This window comes from Dorea hominis (assembly GCF_014287705.1).
In the GTDB taxonomy this organism is placed as follows: domain Bacteria; phylum Bacillota; class Clostridia; order Lachnospirales; family Lachnospiraceae; genus Dorea_D; species Dorea_D hominis.
This window is the reverse complement of record NZ_JACOOY010000001.1, coordinates 206,258-220,580: the sequence shown is the minus strand read 5'-3', so window position 1 is coordinate 220,580 and position 14,323 is coordinate 206,258. Positions and strand designations below refer to the sequence as shown.

General features: G+C 42.1%; 15 protein-coding genes and 1 pseudogene. 13 read left to right on the top strand and 3 right to left on the bottom strand.

Annotated features, from left to right (window positions below):
- The first annotated feature begins 12 nt into the window (after positions 1-12).
- On the top strand, positions 13-795 hold the full coding sequence (locus H8S07_RS01070; RefSeq protein WP_186855237.1) for an N-acetylmuramoyl-L-alanine amidase: 783 nt from the start codon (positions 13-15) through the stop codon (positions 793-795).
- 44 nt (positions 796-839) lie between these two features.
- On the opposite strand, the pseudogene H8S07_RS14835 reads toward H8S07_RS01070, so the two are convergent.
- From H8S07_RS14835 to H8S07_RS01055, 3 genes and pseudogenes are all read right to left on the bottom strand, one after another.
- Positions 840-1,040 (bottom strand): annotated as a pseudogene (locus H8S07_RS14835) (manganese catalase family protein); the annotation flags it as partial.
- Positions 1,041-1,043: 3 nt separating this feature from the next.
- Positions 1,044-1,319 carry a spore coat protein CotJB gene (locus H8S07_RS01060; protein ID WP_186855236.1) on the bottom strand — a complete coding sequence of 92 codons (276 nt, stop codon included), beginning with the start codon at positions 1,317-1,319 and terminating at the stop codon, positions 1,044-1,046.
- On the bottom strand, positions 1,316-1,579 hold the full coding sequence (locus H8S07_RS01055; RefSeq protein WP_186855235.1) for a spore coat associated protein CotJA: 264 nt from the start codon (positions 1,577-1,579) through the stop codon (positions 1,316-1,318). The genes H8S07_RS01060 and H8S07_RS01055 overlap by 4 nt, the downstream gene beginning before the upstream one ends.
- 136 nt (positions 1,580-1,715) lie before the next feature.
- Between H8S07_RS01055 and H8S07_RS01050 the strand changes: the two genes are divergently transcribed.
- The 12 genes from H8S07_RS01050 (at position 1,716) to H8S07_RS00995 (ending at position 14,264) form a co-directional block, all read left to right on the top strand.
- Positions 1,716-2,888 carry an FtsW/RodA/SpoVE family cell cycle protein gene (locus H8S07_RS01050; RefSeq protein ID WP_118661027.1) on the top strand — a complete coding sequence of 391 codons (1,173 nt, stop codon included), beginning with the start codon at positions 1,716-1,718 and terminating at the stop codon, positions 2,886-2,888.
- 102 nt (positions 2,889-2,990) lie between these two features.
- Positions 2,991-3,830 (top strand): DegV family protein, encoded by an 840-nt coding sequence (locus H8S07_RS01045; protein ID WP_186855234.1) that lies wholly within the window; start codon positions 2,991-2,993, stop codon positions 3,828-3,830.
- Between the two features lie 58 nt (positions 3,831-3,888).
- Entirely contained in the window at positions 3,889-4,134 is a 246-nt protein-coding gene (locus tag H8S07_RS01040) for a hypothetical protein (RefSeq protein ID WP_186855233.1), read from the top strand.
- A 242-nt stretch (positions 4,135-4,376) separates the two neighbouring features.
- Entirely contained in the window at positions 4,377-4,826 is a 450-nt protein-coding gene (gene mraZ, locus H8S07_RS01035; protein ID WP_117538353.1) for a division/cell wall cluster transcriptional repressor MraZ, read from the top strand.
- 11 nt (positions 4,827-4,837) lie between these two features.
- Positions 4,838-5,773, top strand: coding sequence for a 16S rRNA (cytosine(1402)-N(4))-methyltransferase RsmH (gene rsmH, locus H8S07_RS01030; RefSeq protein WP_118287818.1), 936 nt, complete (start codon positions 4,838-4,840; stop codon positions 5,771-5,773).
- 45 nt (positions 5,774-5,818) lie between these two features.
- A complete protein-coding gene (locus H8S07_RS01025) occupies positions 5,819-6,343 on the top strand; it encodes a hypothetical protein (RefSeq protein ID WP_021861575.1) in 525 nt (174 codons plus the stop codon).
- Between the two features lie 15 nt (positions 6,344-6,358).
- Positions 6,359-8,200, top strand: a complete 1,842-nt coding sequence (locus H8S07_RS01020) for a peptidoglycan D,D-transpeptidase FtsI family protein (protein WP_186855232.1) — start codon at positions 6,359-6,361, stop codon at positions 8,198-8,200.
- Between the two features lie 59 nt (positions 8,201-8,259).
- Positions 8,260-9,981 (top strand): peptidoglycan D,D-transpeptidase FtsI family protein, encoded by a 1,722-nt coding sequence (locus H8S07_RS01015; RefSeq protein WP_021861573.1) that lies wholly within the window; start codon positions 8,260-8,262, stop codon positions 9,979-9,981.
- A 65-nt stretch (positions 9,982-10,046) separates the two neighbouring features.
- The gene (gene mraY / locus H8S07_RS01010) at positions 10,047-11,003 is read left to right on the top strand and encodes a phospho-N-acetylmuramoyl-pentapeptide-transferase (protein WP_021861572.1); all 957 of its coding nucleotides are present in this window, start codon (positions 10,047-10,049) and stop codon (positions 11,001-11,003) included.
- Between the two features lie 9 nt (positions 11,004-11,012).
- On the top strand, positions 11,013-12,365 hold the full coding sequence (gene murD, locus H8S07_RS01005; RefSeq protein ID WP_021861571.1) for a UDP-N-acetylmuramoyl-L-alanine--D-glutamate ligase: 1,353 nt from the start codon (positions 11,013-11,015) through the stop codon (positions 12,363-12,365).
- Positions 12,366-12,380: 15 nt separating this feature from the next.
- Positions 12,381-13,469 (top strand): FtsW/RodA/SpoVE family cell cycle protein, encoded by a 1,089-nt coding sequence (locus H8S07_RS01000; protein WP_021861570.1) that lies wholly within the window; start codon positions 12,381-12,383, stop codon positions 13,467-13,469.
- Between the two features lie 33 nt (positions 13,470-13,502).
- Positions 13,503-14,264 carry a cell division protein FtsQ/DivIB gene (locus H8S07_RS00995; protein WP_021861569.1) on the top strand — a complete coding sequence of 254 codons (762 nt, stop codon included), beginning with the start codon at positions 13,503-13,505 and terminating at the stop codon, positions 14,262-14,264.
- Positions 14,265-14,323 lie beyond the last annotated feature (59 nt).

The window sequence follows — 14,323 nt, the reverse complement described above, 5'->3', positions numbered from 1 at the left end:
AGGAATGATATTATGGCAAGATATAATGTTCATGGCGGACACAATAGACATGTCCCAGGCATCACCTCATATTTGGATGAGGTGACCGAAGATCGGAAGATTTCAAAAGAGTTACAGAGATTTCTCAGCGCAGAAGGACATACTGTGCATGATTGTACGGATGATTCTGCAAGAACACAGAACGGAAATCTTAGCAACATTGTAAAGAAATGTAACAAGAATACGGTGGATTTAAACATGTCTATCCATCTCAATGGCTGCAAAAAAGCAAAGAAAGACGGAAAAGTCAAAGGTGTTGAAGTCTGGGTATCCAGCATGAGTTCCAAGGCGGTTCCTTATGCTAAGAGAGTATGTGCGGAAATGGCAAAGCTTGGCTTTACAAACCGTGGAGTGAAGGGTTGCAAAGAGAACAACCGCTCTTTAGCAGTTATCAGACGCACGAATGATCCGGCAATGCTGATTGAAGTCTGCTTTGCCGATGACAAAGATGATATCCTGCTGTACAAGAAGCTAGGATATAAGACTGTCGCAAAAGCGATTGCGGAAGGTCTGATCGGAAAGAAGATAGAAGAGAAGCCGGTAGCGAAGAAAGCTGCGGATAAATCTTTCAAGGTAAAGACCAAACAGGCACTTAATATTTACAAGAGTCCCGGCAAAGATTACACTGGAAAGAAAGCACCGGAATCGGTCTATACGATCACGAAAACGAAGACCGTGGAGAAGATGCCGTATGGCAGATTAAAGTCCGGCGAGGGCTGGATTAAGATATCCAGTAAATACGCAGAAACGCTGTAAAAATGCATTATTATAAGGAAGAAAAATAAGCGAGAACGTTTTTGGGCGTGTTCTTCCGTACCGATATCCGTAAGGATACCGGTGACCTCGTTGTAAGGCATTGTGTATCGCTGGGAGAGATACCGCATGGATGCACCCAGTTCACCATCAGGACCACCGAACTGGGATATGATCACCTGAGCTATCTTTGGATTTGTCTGGGTGATTTTTACCGGATGTTGCAGACGCTTTTCATAATTCCACATAGATTAACAGCCTCCTTCCTGCCATGGCCAGCTCTGTGTGCTCCACTGCCAGTGTTCACATGGAGTGGCAGTTGCAGTATCGATCGTGAGCGGCCCATAATTTCTGGAATATTCCTGAAGTGCGCGTGTGCGCTGCGTACGAAATTCCTCAAAATACTCTAATGCTTCTGCGTCATCAGGGTGTGTGTCGAGAAATAAAGTCACATCATTGACTGCAAAGCTGACGGCATTGATCCATTGTAAGAGTTCTTGACGGGATAATCTTTTATCATTATTCATCGAAGAACACCTCCTGTTCCAAGAAATGGTTTATCGAGTTCGGCAAAAATAGTACCTGCATGCAGCCCTTTCGGCGGATCGTACAGGCACTGGAATTTCTGGATGGGAACATATGCCATAGCAAGAACCTGCATGGAAATATTGGAAGTGTTATCGGAGCAGGCATGTTCATGACAGCCGGAGCCTGAAGGAACACTAAGGGAAACGTTCCGCATGGAGTTGCCGCAGCAATTAGAAGCTTGATAGCGATAATTAGGCATTTTTAGAAACCTTCCTTTTCAATTATTTGCATTATTATAATATGAAAGAAGTCAAAAAGAGGTGCAAAGACCGGAATTTTTAGTTGTTTTTAGAATCATATCTGAGTATAATGAATACGATTGGAGTGTAAATAAAATGACAAGGACAGTGAAAAGAGAAATTACAGAACAAAGGAAAAAAACAATCCCATATTTTGATTATAGTCTGGTTGCAATTCTTATATGCCTTGTATGTTTCGGGCTGGTAATGTTATACAGCACCAGTGCATACAGTTCCATGAAGATCACCGGACAGAAAAGCAGTATATTTTATTTGAAGAAACAGATAATTTTCTGTCTGGCTGGTTTTTTTGTGATGTGGTTTATCTGCCGCTTTATTGATTACCACTGGTACATTAAGCGTGCAAAACCGCTATATTGGGTATCCATAATACTGATGGCACTTGTACAAAGCCCAATCGGAAAAGGAGCCAAGGGAGCCAAGAGATGGATCATGGTACCTGGAATCGGACAGTTTCAGCCATCGGAGGTTGCAAAGATTGCGGTGATACTATTTATCCCGGTAGTGATCTGCAAGCTTGGAAAGAAGATTAATACAAAAGAAGGATTTATCCATGTAATGGTCTGGGGACTGTTATCCGCAGCATGTGTATATTTTTTGACAGATAATTTAAGTACAGCGATTATCGTAATGGGCATCAGCATTATTATGATTTTTATTGTTCACCGGAAGACAAAGATCTTCTTTGCAGCTGCAGGTGGCGGTCTTGCAGCGATACTGGTGGGCGTGAAGATCTTGGGTATGGTACTTACGACAAGTAAGAGTTTCCGGATGCGACGGGTTCTTGTATGGCTGAATCCGGAAAATTATGCATCAGAAGGCGGATACCAGATTATGCAGGCGTTATATGCGATTGGTTCCGGAGGCTTTTTTGGAAAAGGTCTTGGAAACAGCGCACAGAAGACAATCATTCCGGAAGTGCAGAATGATATGATCCTTTCTATTATATGTGAAGAACTTGGCGTGTTTGGAGCAATTCTCGTTCTGACACTGTTTGGCTTATTATTATACCGTCTGCTGTTTATTGCACAGAATGCGCCGGATTTGTATGGTTCACTGATTGTGACGGGAATATTTGCTCACATGGCTTTACAGGTATTTTTAAATGTGGGAGTTGTGACAAATCTGATTCCGACAACAGGTATTACATTACCATTTATCAGTTATGGGGGAACAGCAATTCTGTTCCTTTCTATAGAAATGGGAATTGCGCTAAGTGTTTCAAAACAAATAAAAATAGAACAATAACGGAATAAAAGACTTTCTTTTCCGATGTGAATGTGCTATGATATTAAACGTAGTATTAAAAACTACATTTAATGGAAATAAAAAGTTTACCGGGAGGAAGACATGAGTTATAAAATAGTTGTAGATAGTTGTGGTGAATTAACGGAAGAGATGAAACAGTCAGAGCATTTCGTGACCGCATCACTGGAGATAGAAGTAGATGGTTATCATATCATTGACGATGCAACATTTGATCAGAAGGATTTTTTGAGAAGAGTTGCAGCGGCTTCGGAGTGTCCGAAGTCCTCCTGCCCATCACCGGAACGTTATATGGAGATGTATCACTGTGATGCTGAGCATGTATATGCAGTTACATTATCGGCTGAGCTGAGTGGTTCTTACAATAGTGCAGAGTTGGGGAAGAACCTTTATAAAGAAGAATATGGAGAGAAACAGATCCATGTATTTAATTCTAAGTCTGCTTCAGTTGGAGAGACTCTAATCGCACTGAAGATTGCAGAGTGTGAAGAAAAGCAGATGAGCTTTGAAGAGATTATTAAGACAGTGGATGCTTATATAGAAGAGCAGCACACGTATTTTGTACTGGAGACATTGGAGACATTGAAAAAGAACGGAAGACTGACTGGTATTAAAGCGATGATGGCAACTGCGCTTAATATCAAGCCGGTAATGGGTTCTACACCGATTGGAAGTATCTGTCAGCTGGGTCAGGGAAGAGGCATGAAGAAAGCAATCGAGAAGATGGTTGCGCAGGTGAAGAAAGATGCGATACGACCAGAAGAGAAGATTCTTGCGATTACACACTGTAATTGCCCGGAGCGTGCTGAAGACATGAAGAAAATGGTTCAGGAACAGATGAAGGTAAAAGATATCATCGTCCTGGATACGGCAGGGATTAGCAGTATGTATGCAGCAGACGGTGGTGTGATTCTGGTTGTCTAATCCGGAAAGGTGTGATAGAATAACGGTAGTTATTCGATAAGAAGGAGACAGATACCTGATGAGTCAGACCAAAGTTGATAATTATAAAGAAGAAAAAGCAAACCGGCGAAGATTACGCCGGAAGCACAGATTATATAATCTGATGCGCAAGTGTCTGGTAGTATTTGTAGGAGTGATCTTACTTGGCTGGATTACTTATTCGGCGTATCATACTTATGAAGCGAAGCAGTCAAGACCGGAAGTAGAGATTGATTACAGTGCTTTGCAGAATTTTCAGAGCAATCTGGATAAAGTAGAAGAATAAAATAAATAATAAGAATCAAAGAGAGTTGATGTTCAAAAGCGTAGGCTTGCGAGTGTCAACTCTCTTTATATGTATACAATGGGTCAAGTCACATTCTATGTTGATTTCACAAAAAACACACAAAAAAGGCTTGAAATCACTGAAAAAGTGTTTTACAATTAGTTCAAGTGGTAGAAAGTGGTGAGAAGTGGAGAAAAGTGGTGCGAAAGTGGTGGACCACTTTGAAAGAAGGTGAGTTCAGTATGCTAAGGGGATTAAAAGGAGAATACAGTCATAACATAGACGCCAAAGGGCGACTGATCATTCCGGCTAAGTTCCGTGACGATTTAGGGGAGCATTTCGTCATAACAAAAGGAATGGAAAACTGCCTGTATGTATACCCGGAAGCAGAATGGATCGCTTTTGAAGAGAAACTGAACAACTTACCGACGACCACAGACAAAAAAGCCCGCGCATTTGCATATTTCTTCCAGGGAAGTGCAATTGACGGCGACCTTGACAAACAAGGCAGAACTCTTATTTCAGCCCCACTCAGAGACTTCGCCGGACTAGGAAAAGAAGTTGTATTTGTCGGTATGGGGAAGCGTGCCGAGATCTGGGATAAGGCAAAATGGGAAGCTAAGAATGCTGAGGTGGAAATGAATATTGAGGATATTGCATCCGATATGGAAGCAAGCGGGTTCAGTATCTAGAGGGAGAAGATATGGAATTCGTACACAAATCAGTATTATTGAAAGAAACAATTGATGGATTAAAGATTAAACCGGACGGCATCTATGTAGATGGAACGCTCGGTGGAGGCGGACATGCCAGTGAAGTGGCAAGACGTCTCAGTGACAAGGGGAGTATTATAGGAATAGACCAGGATGCCGCTGCAATTGAAGCAGCCGGGATCCGCTTAAAAGACTTCGGAGAGAAAGTCACAATAGTAAGAAGTAACTATTGTGATATGAAGTCACAGCTAGGTAAGTTAGGCATTGACAAGGTCGATGGGATCGTGCTCGATCTGGGCGTATCATCTTATCAGTTAGATACGGCAGAGCGGGGATTCTCTTATCGCGAAGATGCACCTCTCGATATGCGGATGGACAGACGTCAGAAGATGACAGCGAGAGACATCGTCAATGACTATGAAGAACGGGAACTTTATCGTGTGATCCGTGATTATGGCGAAGATAAGTTTGCCAAGAACATTGCAAAGCATATTGTGGCTGCGCGTCAGAAAGCACCGATTGAGACAACGGGACAACTGACAGAGATCATACGTGCATCAATCCCGATGAAGTTTCAGAAGAAGTCCGGACATCCGGCAAAAAGAACCTTCCAGGCAATTCGTATTGAATTGAACCAGGAGCTGGAAGTGCTAAAAAATTCATTGGACGCTATGATTGATTTGTTGAATCCAGGGGGCAGACTGTGCATCATTACATTCCACTCACTGGAAGACCGGATCGTGAAAAGTGCATTTCGTAAGAATGAAAATCCATGCACATGTCCAAGCGATTTTCCTGTATGTGTATGCGGGAAAATATCAAAAGGGAGTATTATCACTAGAAAACCAATCCTTCCGAGCAAGGAAGAGATGGAAGAAAACAGTCGTGCAAAGAGCGCAAAGCTTCGTATTTTTGAGCGGAGCTGACACATGAGTATGTAATAATTAAAAGTGGGAAAGGGGTGAGCGCGCATGGCATACAGACAGATGACAACAAGAAGAAGACAGAATGTACAAAGAGCGTCTTATGTTTACGGTAATGTTGTAAGACAACCGGCATACGAACCGGAAAGACGCGCGCAGGAACCCAAAAAGAAAAGGACAAGCAGACAGGTAAAGAAAAACCGCAGACAGGCTCTGCGAATGAACAGAGGATATGTTGTATTCATGGCGGTTGCAGCAATCGCCATGCTGCTTGTATGTATCAAGTATGTTAATTTGCAGTCAGCAAATATGAGCCACGCAAAAAAAATTTCAGCGATGGAAGAAGAACTGGCAACTCTGAAAGAAGAGAATACGACCAGATACAATGCAATCGTGGATTCTGTGAATCTGGACGAAGTGCGTAAAAAGGCTAAGAAAGACCTTGGCATGGTAGATGCTTCCGATTCTCAGGTCGTGGAATATAAAAAACCTTCTCTGGATTATGTAAAGCAATATGAAAGCATTCCAAAGGAAGGTGCACTTACAAAAGTACAGACGAAAAAAAGTAAATAACAGGTGAAGAAATAAATGGCAAGAAGAAAGAGAAATCCTTTTAAAAGGAAATTTAATAAGGCCATGCAAAAAAAGCTAGTCATGCTCTTTATGGGATTTGTACTGGCTTTTGTTTTTCTTGCAGGCCGGATTACTTATATTAATGCATCAAATGGTGACAAATATACAAAAGTGGTGCTGGACCAGCAACAGTATGACAGCCGTACAATCCCGTTTAAACGAGGAGATATCGTAGACCGTAATGGAACCAAGATGGCGACAAGTGAACGTATTTATAATGTTATTCTGGACATGAAGGCAATGCTCAGTAAGGACGATTATATAGAACCGACCATTGAAGCGTTGAAGAAATATTTTGATATTAAGGAAGAAGATATCCGAAAACTGATGAAGACCAACCCGTCCGGGCGTTATAACGTTCTGAAAAAAGGAATCGGCTATAAAGAAGCGAAAAAATTCAACATAATGAAGAACAGTGAGAAGTATTCGAATGTACAGGGAATCTGGCTTGAGGAAGATTATGAACGGAAATATCCGTATAACTCACTGGCAAGCGATACACTTGGGTTTACCGTAGATGGAAACATAGGAAGCAATGGAATTGAAGCATCTTATAACGAAGTCCTGAATGGTACAGATGGAAGAGAATATGGCTATCAGGATACAACCTCTACTTTTGAACAGACCGTAAAAGAGCCGGTCAATGGAAAGACAGTTGTCTCTACAATTGATTTGCAGGTACAGAGTATAGTGGAGAAGCATATTCTGGCGTTTAATAAAAAACATCAGAATGAAGCAAGAAAAGGAACCGGAAGTAAGGATACGGCAGTCATTGTAATGAATCCAAATAACGGAGAGATTCTTGCGGAAGCATCTTATCCGAATTACAATCTGAATAAGCCGAGAGATCTGTCAGCATATTATACAAAAAATGAACTTGCAAAGATGACGGATAAAGAGAAGATCGAGACACTTAACGCGCTGTGGAAGAATTTTTGTGTGACAGATACTTATGAACCAGGATCAACGATCAAACCATTTACGGTTGCAACGGGACTGGAACTGGGTGTATTGACAGGAAATGAAAGTTATAACTGTACCGGTGTACTCAGAGTAGGCGGACACGATATCCACTGCAGTCATCGTAATGGACATGGAATGCAGACACTTAAGCAGACACTTGAAAATTCCTGTAACGTTGCAATGATGCGGATCGGCGCGCAGATCGGGAAAGACGAATTCAGCCGTTATCAAAAGCTGTTTGGATTTGGCACATCGACGGGCATAGATCTTCCGGGTGAGGCAAGTACAGAAGGCCTTTTGTATTCACCGGAGAAAATGGATTCTGCCAGTCTTGCAACTAATGCTTTTGGACAGAATTTCAACGTAACAATGACACAGCTTGCAGCTTCATTCAGTTCTCTGATCAATGGCGGCAGTTATTACAGACCGCATGTTGTAAGACAGGTCAAAGATGAAAATGGAAATGTGACAGAGAGCAAGGATCCGGTGCTTGTACGGAAAACGATTTCCCAGGAGACCTGTGATGTAGTGAAAGATTACATGCGCGGGGTAGTTACAAACGGAACCGGAAAGACGGCAGCCGTTAAGGGATACGATGTGGGCGGAAAGACTGGTACAGCGGAGAAACTCCCAAGAAGGAATGGAAAATATCTTGTATCTTTTATCGGATATGCACCGCAGAAAAATCCGCAGGTTGTTGTCTATGTTGTGATCAATGAACCAAACGTCAGTGACCAGGCGAATAGCGGTCTGGCAACCCAGCTCTCAGCAGATATTATGAAAGAGATTCTTCCGTATCTGGGAGTGGAAAAAATCTCAGACAGCAAGAATTAACAGAATAACCTTACATAAGCAGTAATAGATTATTACAAAGCTTGTGTGAGGTTTTTTGTTTGAAGAACAGAACATATAATAAGAAGAAAATATTTTTTGTATTCTCCTGCGCGCTCATCCTGCTTATTCTGTTGTTCGGAAGACTTGCGTGGCTGATGATCTTCCGCGCAGAAGAATATCAAAAGAAAGCACAGCAGTTACATGAAAGAGAGCGCGATATTAAAGCTGCAAGAGGAGAAATCGTTGACCGGAATGGAAAAATCCTAGCAACAAACCGGACAGTCTGCACAATTTCTGTAATACACAGTCAGCTGAAAGATTCGGAAAAGGTAATTAAAATATTGACAAAAGCACTTCACATGGAAGAAGCGCAGGTGAGAAAAAAAGTGAAAAAAATATCATCTATGGAGAGGATTGCGTCAAATGTAGAGAAAAAGACGGGAGATAAAATTCGAAATCTTGGGCTGGATGGTGTTAAGGTAGACGAAGATTTTAAACGATATTATCCTTATGGAAAACTTGCATCAAAGGTTCTTGGATTTACAGGAGGGGATAATCAGGGAATCATTGGTCTGGAAGTGCAGTATGAAGATTATTTAAAAGGGATAAATGGGCAGATTTTGACAATCACAGATGCGAGAGGAATAGAACTGGACGAAGAAGCAGAAGGACGAAAAGAACCGGTAAAAGGCGACACGCTGAAAATCAGCCTGGATGCAAATCTTCAAAAATATGCAGAGCAGATGGCAGAAAAAGTCATGGAAGAAAAACAGGCGGAAAAAGTTGCAATACTGCTTATGAATCCGCAGAATGGAGAAATATTTGCAATGGTTAATGTACCGGAATTTGATCTGAATGATCCTTTTTCGCTTCCAGGTGAAGAAAAGAAAAATCTGACACCGGAAGAAGAGCAGGATGCACTTAACCGGATGTGGCGTAATGAATGTATCAGTGATACATATGAGCCGGGTTCTACATTTAAGATCATTACGGCATCGGCATGCCTGGAAGAAGGAGTGGTAAAGCTTTCGGATCGTTTTCATTGCCCGGGTTATAAAGTTGTGGAAGACCGGAAAATCCGCTGCCATAAAGTGGGAGGACACGGTGCGGAAAATTTTGTGGAAGGGATTCAGAATTCCTGTAATCCGGTATTTATTGACATCGGACTCAGACTTGGAGTAAATGATTTCTATAAATATTTCCAGAAGTTTGGACTGCTTTCACCAACCGGTGTGGATCTGCCGGGAGAAGCTGGAACAATCCTGCATAAGAAAAATCGTGTAGGACAGGTAGAACTTGCAACTATGAGTTTTGGACAGTCTTTTCAGGTTACACCGATGCAGATGGCAGCAACGGTCAGTTCTCTTATAAATGGAGGAAAGAGAATTACACCTCATTTTGGAGTAGAAGTTACAGATTCGGAGAAAAAGAAGACGGAAGTCTTTTCTTATGGAAGAAAGAAGAGAATTCTCTCAGCGAAGACTTCAGAGACCATGCAGGAACTGCTGGAAGGAGTGGTGGCAAAAGGCTCTGGGAAAAAGGCATATGTAAAAGGATATCATATTGGGGGCAAAACAGCGACTTCCCAGACTTTGCCAAGAAGTGCCGGAAAATATATTTCTTCCTTTATAGGATTAGCTCCGGCAGAAAATCCACAGGTTCTGGGCATGTGTGTGATCTATAATCCGAAAGGGATCTATTACGGGGGAACGATTGCAGCTCCGGTGATCGGAAACATTTTTCGGGAGACATTCCCGTATCTTGGCATTGAAAAAGAGTAGGAAATGAAGTATACTAGGTTCGTCGAGGACTTAACAGTCTGACAAAAAGATAAAAGAGGTGGATTATGAATTATACAGTATTTATGCCGGTATTGATTGCCTTTGCATTCAGTGCGATTCTGGGACCGATCATTATTCCGGTACTGCGAAAATTGAAGATGAATCAGACAGAGAGGGAAGATGGTGTGAAGTCCCATCTGAAGAAGGCAGGAACCCCGTCCATGGGCGGAGTGATCATCCTTTTGAGTGTGGTACTTACTTCAATCTTTTATATCAAAGATTATCCGAAGATCATCCCAATCCTGTTTGTGACAGTTGGCTTTGGTCTGATCGGTTTTCTGGATGATTATTTGAAAGTTGTGATGAAGCGTTCCGATGGTCTATATCCAAAACAGAAGATGGCATTACAGATCGTAGTTACTGCAATCTTCGCATTTTATGTGGTAAAATTCACGGATGTATCTCTGAAAATGCTCATTCCGTTCTCCGGAGGAAAATATCTGGATATCGGATGGCTGGCAATTGTCCTGATGTTTTTCGCTGTGATCGGCACAGTAAACGGTGTCAATTTCACTGACGGTCTGGATGGACTGGCATCCAGCGTAACCGTTCTTGTTGCAACATTTTTTACGGTTGTTGCGATCGGAACGAAAAGTGGAATCGAACCTGTAACATGTGCAGTTGTTGGTGCGCTGCTTGGATTTTTATTATTTAATGTATATCCGGCAAGTGTATTTATGGGAGATACAGGATCTCTTGCCCTTGGCGGTTTTGTGGCTTCAACAGCTTATATGCTTCAGATGCCGATCTTTATCCTGATCGTAGGACTGATCTATCTGGTAGAAGTATTATCGGTTATGATCCAAGTCACATATTTTAAGAAAACCGGAGGAAAACGTATTTTTAAAATGGCGCCGATCCATCATCATTTTGAGCTGTGTGGATGGTCAGAAACGCGTGTGGTCGCAGTATTTTCAATTATTACGGCTCTGTTGTGTCTCGTAGCGCTTATGGCAATGTAGGAGGAGAAAATGGAAGTAACAGGAAAGAAAGTACTGGTATTCGGTTCCGGTATCAGCGGAATCGGAGCTGTAAAATTATTGGAAGATCATGGAGCAGAGGTTATTCTTTACGATGGAAATGACAAGTTGGATAAAGTTGCTATGAAAGAACAGCTTGGGGATGGAGTAAAAGCAGAGATTATCCTTGGTGAATTTCCGGAGAAACTGATTGATACATTAGATATTGCAGTGTTGAGCCCAGGAGTACCAACAGACCTTCCGGTTGTAAATGCAATGCGTGATAAGAAGGTTGCTGTGATCGGTGAAGTAGAGCTTGCGTATGCATTTGGAAAAGGTGATGTGCTAGCAATTACCGGTACGAACGGTAAGACGACAACAACAACGCTTCTCGGTGAGATCATGAAAGCATACAAAGAGCATACATATGTTGTAGGTAATATCGGTAATCCGTATACTGTGGCAGCAAGACAGATGGAAGAAGATGCAGTTGCAGTTGCAGAGATGAGCAGTTTCCAGCTTGAGAGCATCGTAACATTCCGTCCGAAGGTCAGCGCGATCCTTAACTTTACACCGGATCATCTGAATCGTCATCACACGATGGAAGCATATGTGAATGCAAAGAAGAATATTGCAAAGAACCAGACAGCAGAAGATTACTGTATCCTGAACTACGAGGACGAGAGAACGAGAGAGTTCGGAGAACATATAGATGCACAGGTGATTTATTTCAGCAGCAGACAGAAGTTGGAAAAAGGAATATATCTGGATAACGGGAATATGATTTATAAGAACCCGGAAGAAGTGCTTGTATGCAATGTAGATGAATTACAGCTTCTCGGTATGCACAATTATGAGAATTATATGGCGGCTGTTGCGATGGCAGCAGTATATGGTGTGCCGATGGATATTATCCGCAAAGTGATCCGTGCATTTAAAGGTGTAGAACATCGTATCGAATATGTAACAGAAAAGAACGGTGTTGTTTATTATAATGATTCCAAAGGAACCAATCCAGATGCTGCGATCAAAGGAATCCAGGCAATGAACCGCAGAACGGTGCTGCTTGGCGGAGGATATGACAAAGGCTCCGAGTTTACAGAGTGGATCAATGCATTTGATGGAAAGGTTAAGAAACTGATCCTGATTGGCGCAACGAAGGAAAAGATTGCTGCAGATGCAGAAAAATGTGGTTTCCATGATTATGTGTTTGCAGATACTTTTGAAGAGGCAGTCCTTCTTGCAGCAAAGACAGCCGAGAGTGGAGAGGCAGTGCTTCTGTCACCGGCATGTGCAAGTTGGGGAATGTTCCCGAATTATGAAGTACGTGGAGATGAATTTAAAAGAATTGTAAATTCCTTATAAGGAGTGCAAAATAGTTTGACCACGTTCAAGGTAAGAGTGAAAAAATATGATCTGACACTGCTGGTTGTGCTGATGCTTTTAATTCTGGCGGGACTTGTGATCCTGTACAGTACAAGTGTCTATAATGGCGAAGTGAAGTTTCACGATGCCATGTACTATCTGAAAAAGCAATTATTTGCAACAGCACTGGGACTGGCGGTGATGTATCTGGTAGCAGGTATTGATTATCATATCTGGAAATATGCTGCTGTAGCTGGCTATGTGGGAGCGGTGGCTCTTTCCGTTTTAGTCCTTTTAGCAGGAGAAGAATACAATGGGTCCAAAAGATGGTTGTCTTTGGGCCCTTTTTCGTTTCAGCCTTCTGAATATGCCAAGGTCGCACTGATTTTATTTCTTGCATGGATGGTAAATAAAAATGCTAAGAAAATAGAGAAGATTACGATATTATTCAAGGTACTGTTCTGTATCCTGCCAATTGTAGGGCTGGTCGGAGCAAGTAATCTGAGTACAGCGATCATCATTCTTGGAATCGGAGTGATCCTTGTATTTGTGGCAAGTCCGAAATATGTACAGTTCATCTGGATGGGAGTGATCGGGACAGGATTTATGACGGTATTTCTCATGCTTGAGAGCTATCGCCTGGAGCGCCTTCTGATCTGGCGTAATCCAGAGCAGTTTGCCAAAGGATATCAGACAGTGCAGGGACTGTATGCAATCGGTTCCGGAGGACTGTTCGGCAGAGGGCTTGGCAGAGGAATCCAGAAACTTGGGTTTGTTCCGGAGGCGCAGAATGACATGATTTTTTCTATCATTTGTGAGGAATTTGGGCTGGCAGGCGCCGGCTTTTTGATTTTTTTATTTTTACTGTTATTGTGGCGCTTTTTTGTGATTGCGGTGCATGCGAAGGATCTGTTTGGCGCGCTGATTGTGTCGGGTGCGATGGCACATCTGATGATTCAGGTCATACTGAATATTGCTGTTGTCACCAATGCGATTCCAAATACAGGGATTACATTGCCGTTTGTCAGCTATGGGGGAACGTCGATCGTGTTTCTTCTTGCAGAAATGGGACTTGTGCTGAATGTGTCAACAATGGTAAGATAAAAAAAGCGAAAAGAGCTTTTAGGAGGCAGACAGATGGAAAGAGAAAGAAATGCAAGGCGCAGAAAGAACGCAAAGAAAAAGAAACAGGCGCAGAGAATCTATGCACTGGTTGTTCTGATAAGCGGACTTGCGATTATTATAATGACGGTCCTGCTTTTGTTTCATATACAGAGGATTGAAGTAAAAGGAAATGAATACTGTTCGGACAGGGAAGTGGCAGAGAGCATAAAAAGTGGCAGGCTTTCTACAAATTCCCTGTATCTGGTATTACAGTATGGGATGGGAAAAGGAAACGTGCTCCCGTGTTTTGAAAGTATGCAGGTATCTATGAAAAATCCATGGACCGTGCAGATCCGTGTAAAGGAAAAGACAATTGTTGCCGGTATGAAAGAGGGAGAACAGTATGTTTATTTTGATTCAGAAGGACTTGTTGTAGATAAAAGTGCCGTAAAAAAAATGGTGCCTCTTGTAGAAGGCATCACGTTGACTTCCAGTGGTGAGTACAAGGTATTGGAATGTGCAGATGCAAAACTTTTTTCGGAAGTACTGGATGCGTGCCGGGAATTACAGAATTATAATCTGTCAGTGGACAAGATTACCTGCAGGAATGACAGGATCTATTTGCGGATCGCAAATGTAAAAGTAAATCTTGGAGAGAGCATTTCCGCAGAGAAGATTGCACAGATCCCGCCAATTATCGAAAAACTGGGCGGGCAGGAAGGAACTCTGCATTTGGAAAATTACGCTGACGGGCAGGAAACGATCACATTTGAAAAAGCAAAAAAATCAAAATAAAAATAAGAAAAATTCCGCAATTCTATTGATATTTTATACAAAAGCCTATATTATATAAT

What these genes read in the sequence shown, in the direction of transcription:
- H8S07_RS01070 (WP_186855237.1), top strand. Translation starts at nt 13, where the DNA reads ATGGCAAGATATAATGTTCATGGCGGACACAATAGACATGTCCCAGGC.
- H8S07_RS01060 (WP_186855236.1), bottom strand. Translation starts at nt 1,319, where the DNA reads ATGAATAATGATAAAAGATTATCCCGTCAAGAACTCTTACAATGGATC.
- H8S07_RS01055 (WP_186855235.1), bottom strand. Translation starts at nt 1,579, where the DNA reads ATGCCTAATTATCGCTATCAAGCTTCTAATTGCTGCGGCAACTCCATG.
- H8S07_RS01050 (WP_118661027.1), top strand. Translation starts at nt 1,716, where the DNA reads ATGACAAGGACAGTGAAAAGAGAAATTACAGAACAAAGGAAAAAAACA.
- H8S07_RS01045 (WP_186855234.1), top strand. Translation starts at nt 2,991, where the DNA reads ATGAGTTATAAAATAGTTGTAGATAGTTGTGGTGAATTAACGGAAGAG.
- H8S07_RS01040 (WP_186855233.1), top strand. Translation starts at nt 3,889, where the DNA reads ATGAGTCAGACCAAAGTTGATAATTATAAAGAAGAAAAAGCAAACCGG.
- mraZ (WP_117538353.1), top strand. Translation starts at nt 4,377, where the DNA reads ATGCTAAGGGGATTAAAAGGAGAATACAGTCATAACATAGACGCCAAA.
- rsmH (WP_118287818.1), top strand. Translation starts at nt 4,838, where the DNA reads ATGGAATTCGTACACAAATCAGTATTATTGAAAGAAACAATTGATGGA.
- H8S07_RS01025 (WP_021861575.1), top strand. Translation starts at nt 5,819, where the DNA reads ATGGCATACAGACAGATGACAACAAGAAGAAGACAGAATGTACAAAGA.
- H8S07_RS01020 (WP_186855232.1), top strand. Translation starts at nt 6,359, where the DNA reads ATGGCAAGAAGAAAGAGAAATCCTTTTAAAAGGAAATTTAATAAGGCC.
- mraY (WP_021861572.1), top strand. Translation starts at nt 10,047, where the DNA reads ATGAATTATACAGTATTTATGCCGGTATTGATTGCCTTTGCATTCAGT.
- murD (WP_021861571.1), top strand. Translation starts at nt 11,013, where the DNA reads ATGGAAGTAACAGGAAAGAAAGTACTGGTATTCGGTTCCGGTATCAGC.
- H8S07_RS00995 (WP_021861569.1), top strand. Translation starts at nt 13,503, where the DNA reads ATGGAAAGAGAAAGAAATGCAAGGCGCAGAAAGAACGCAAAGAAAAAG.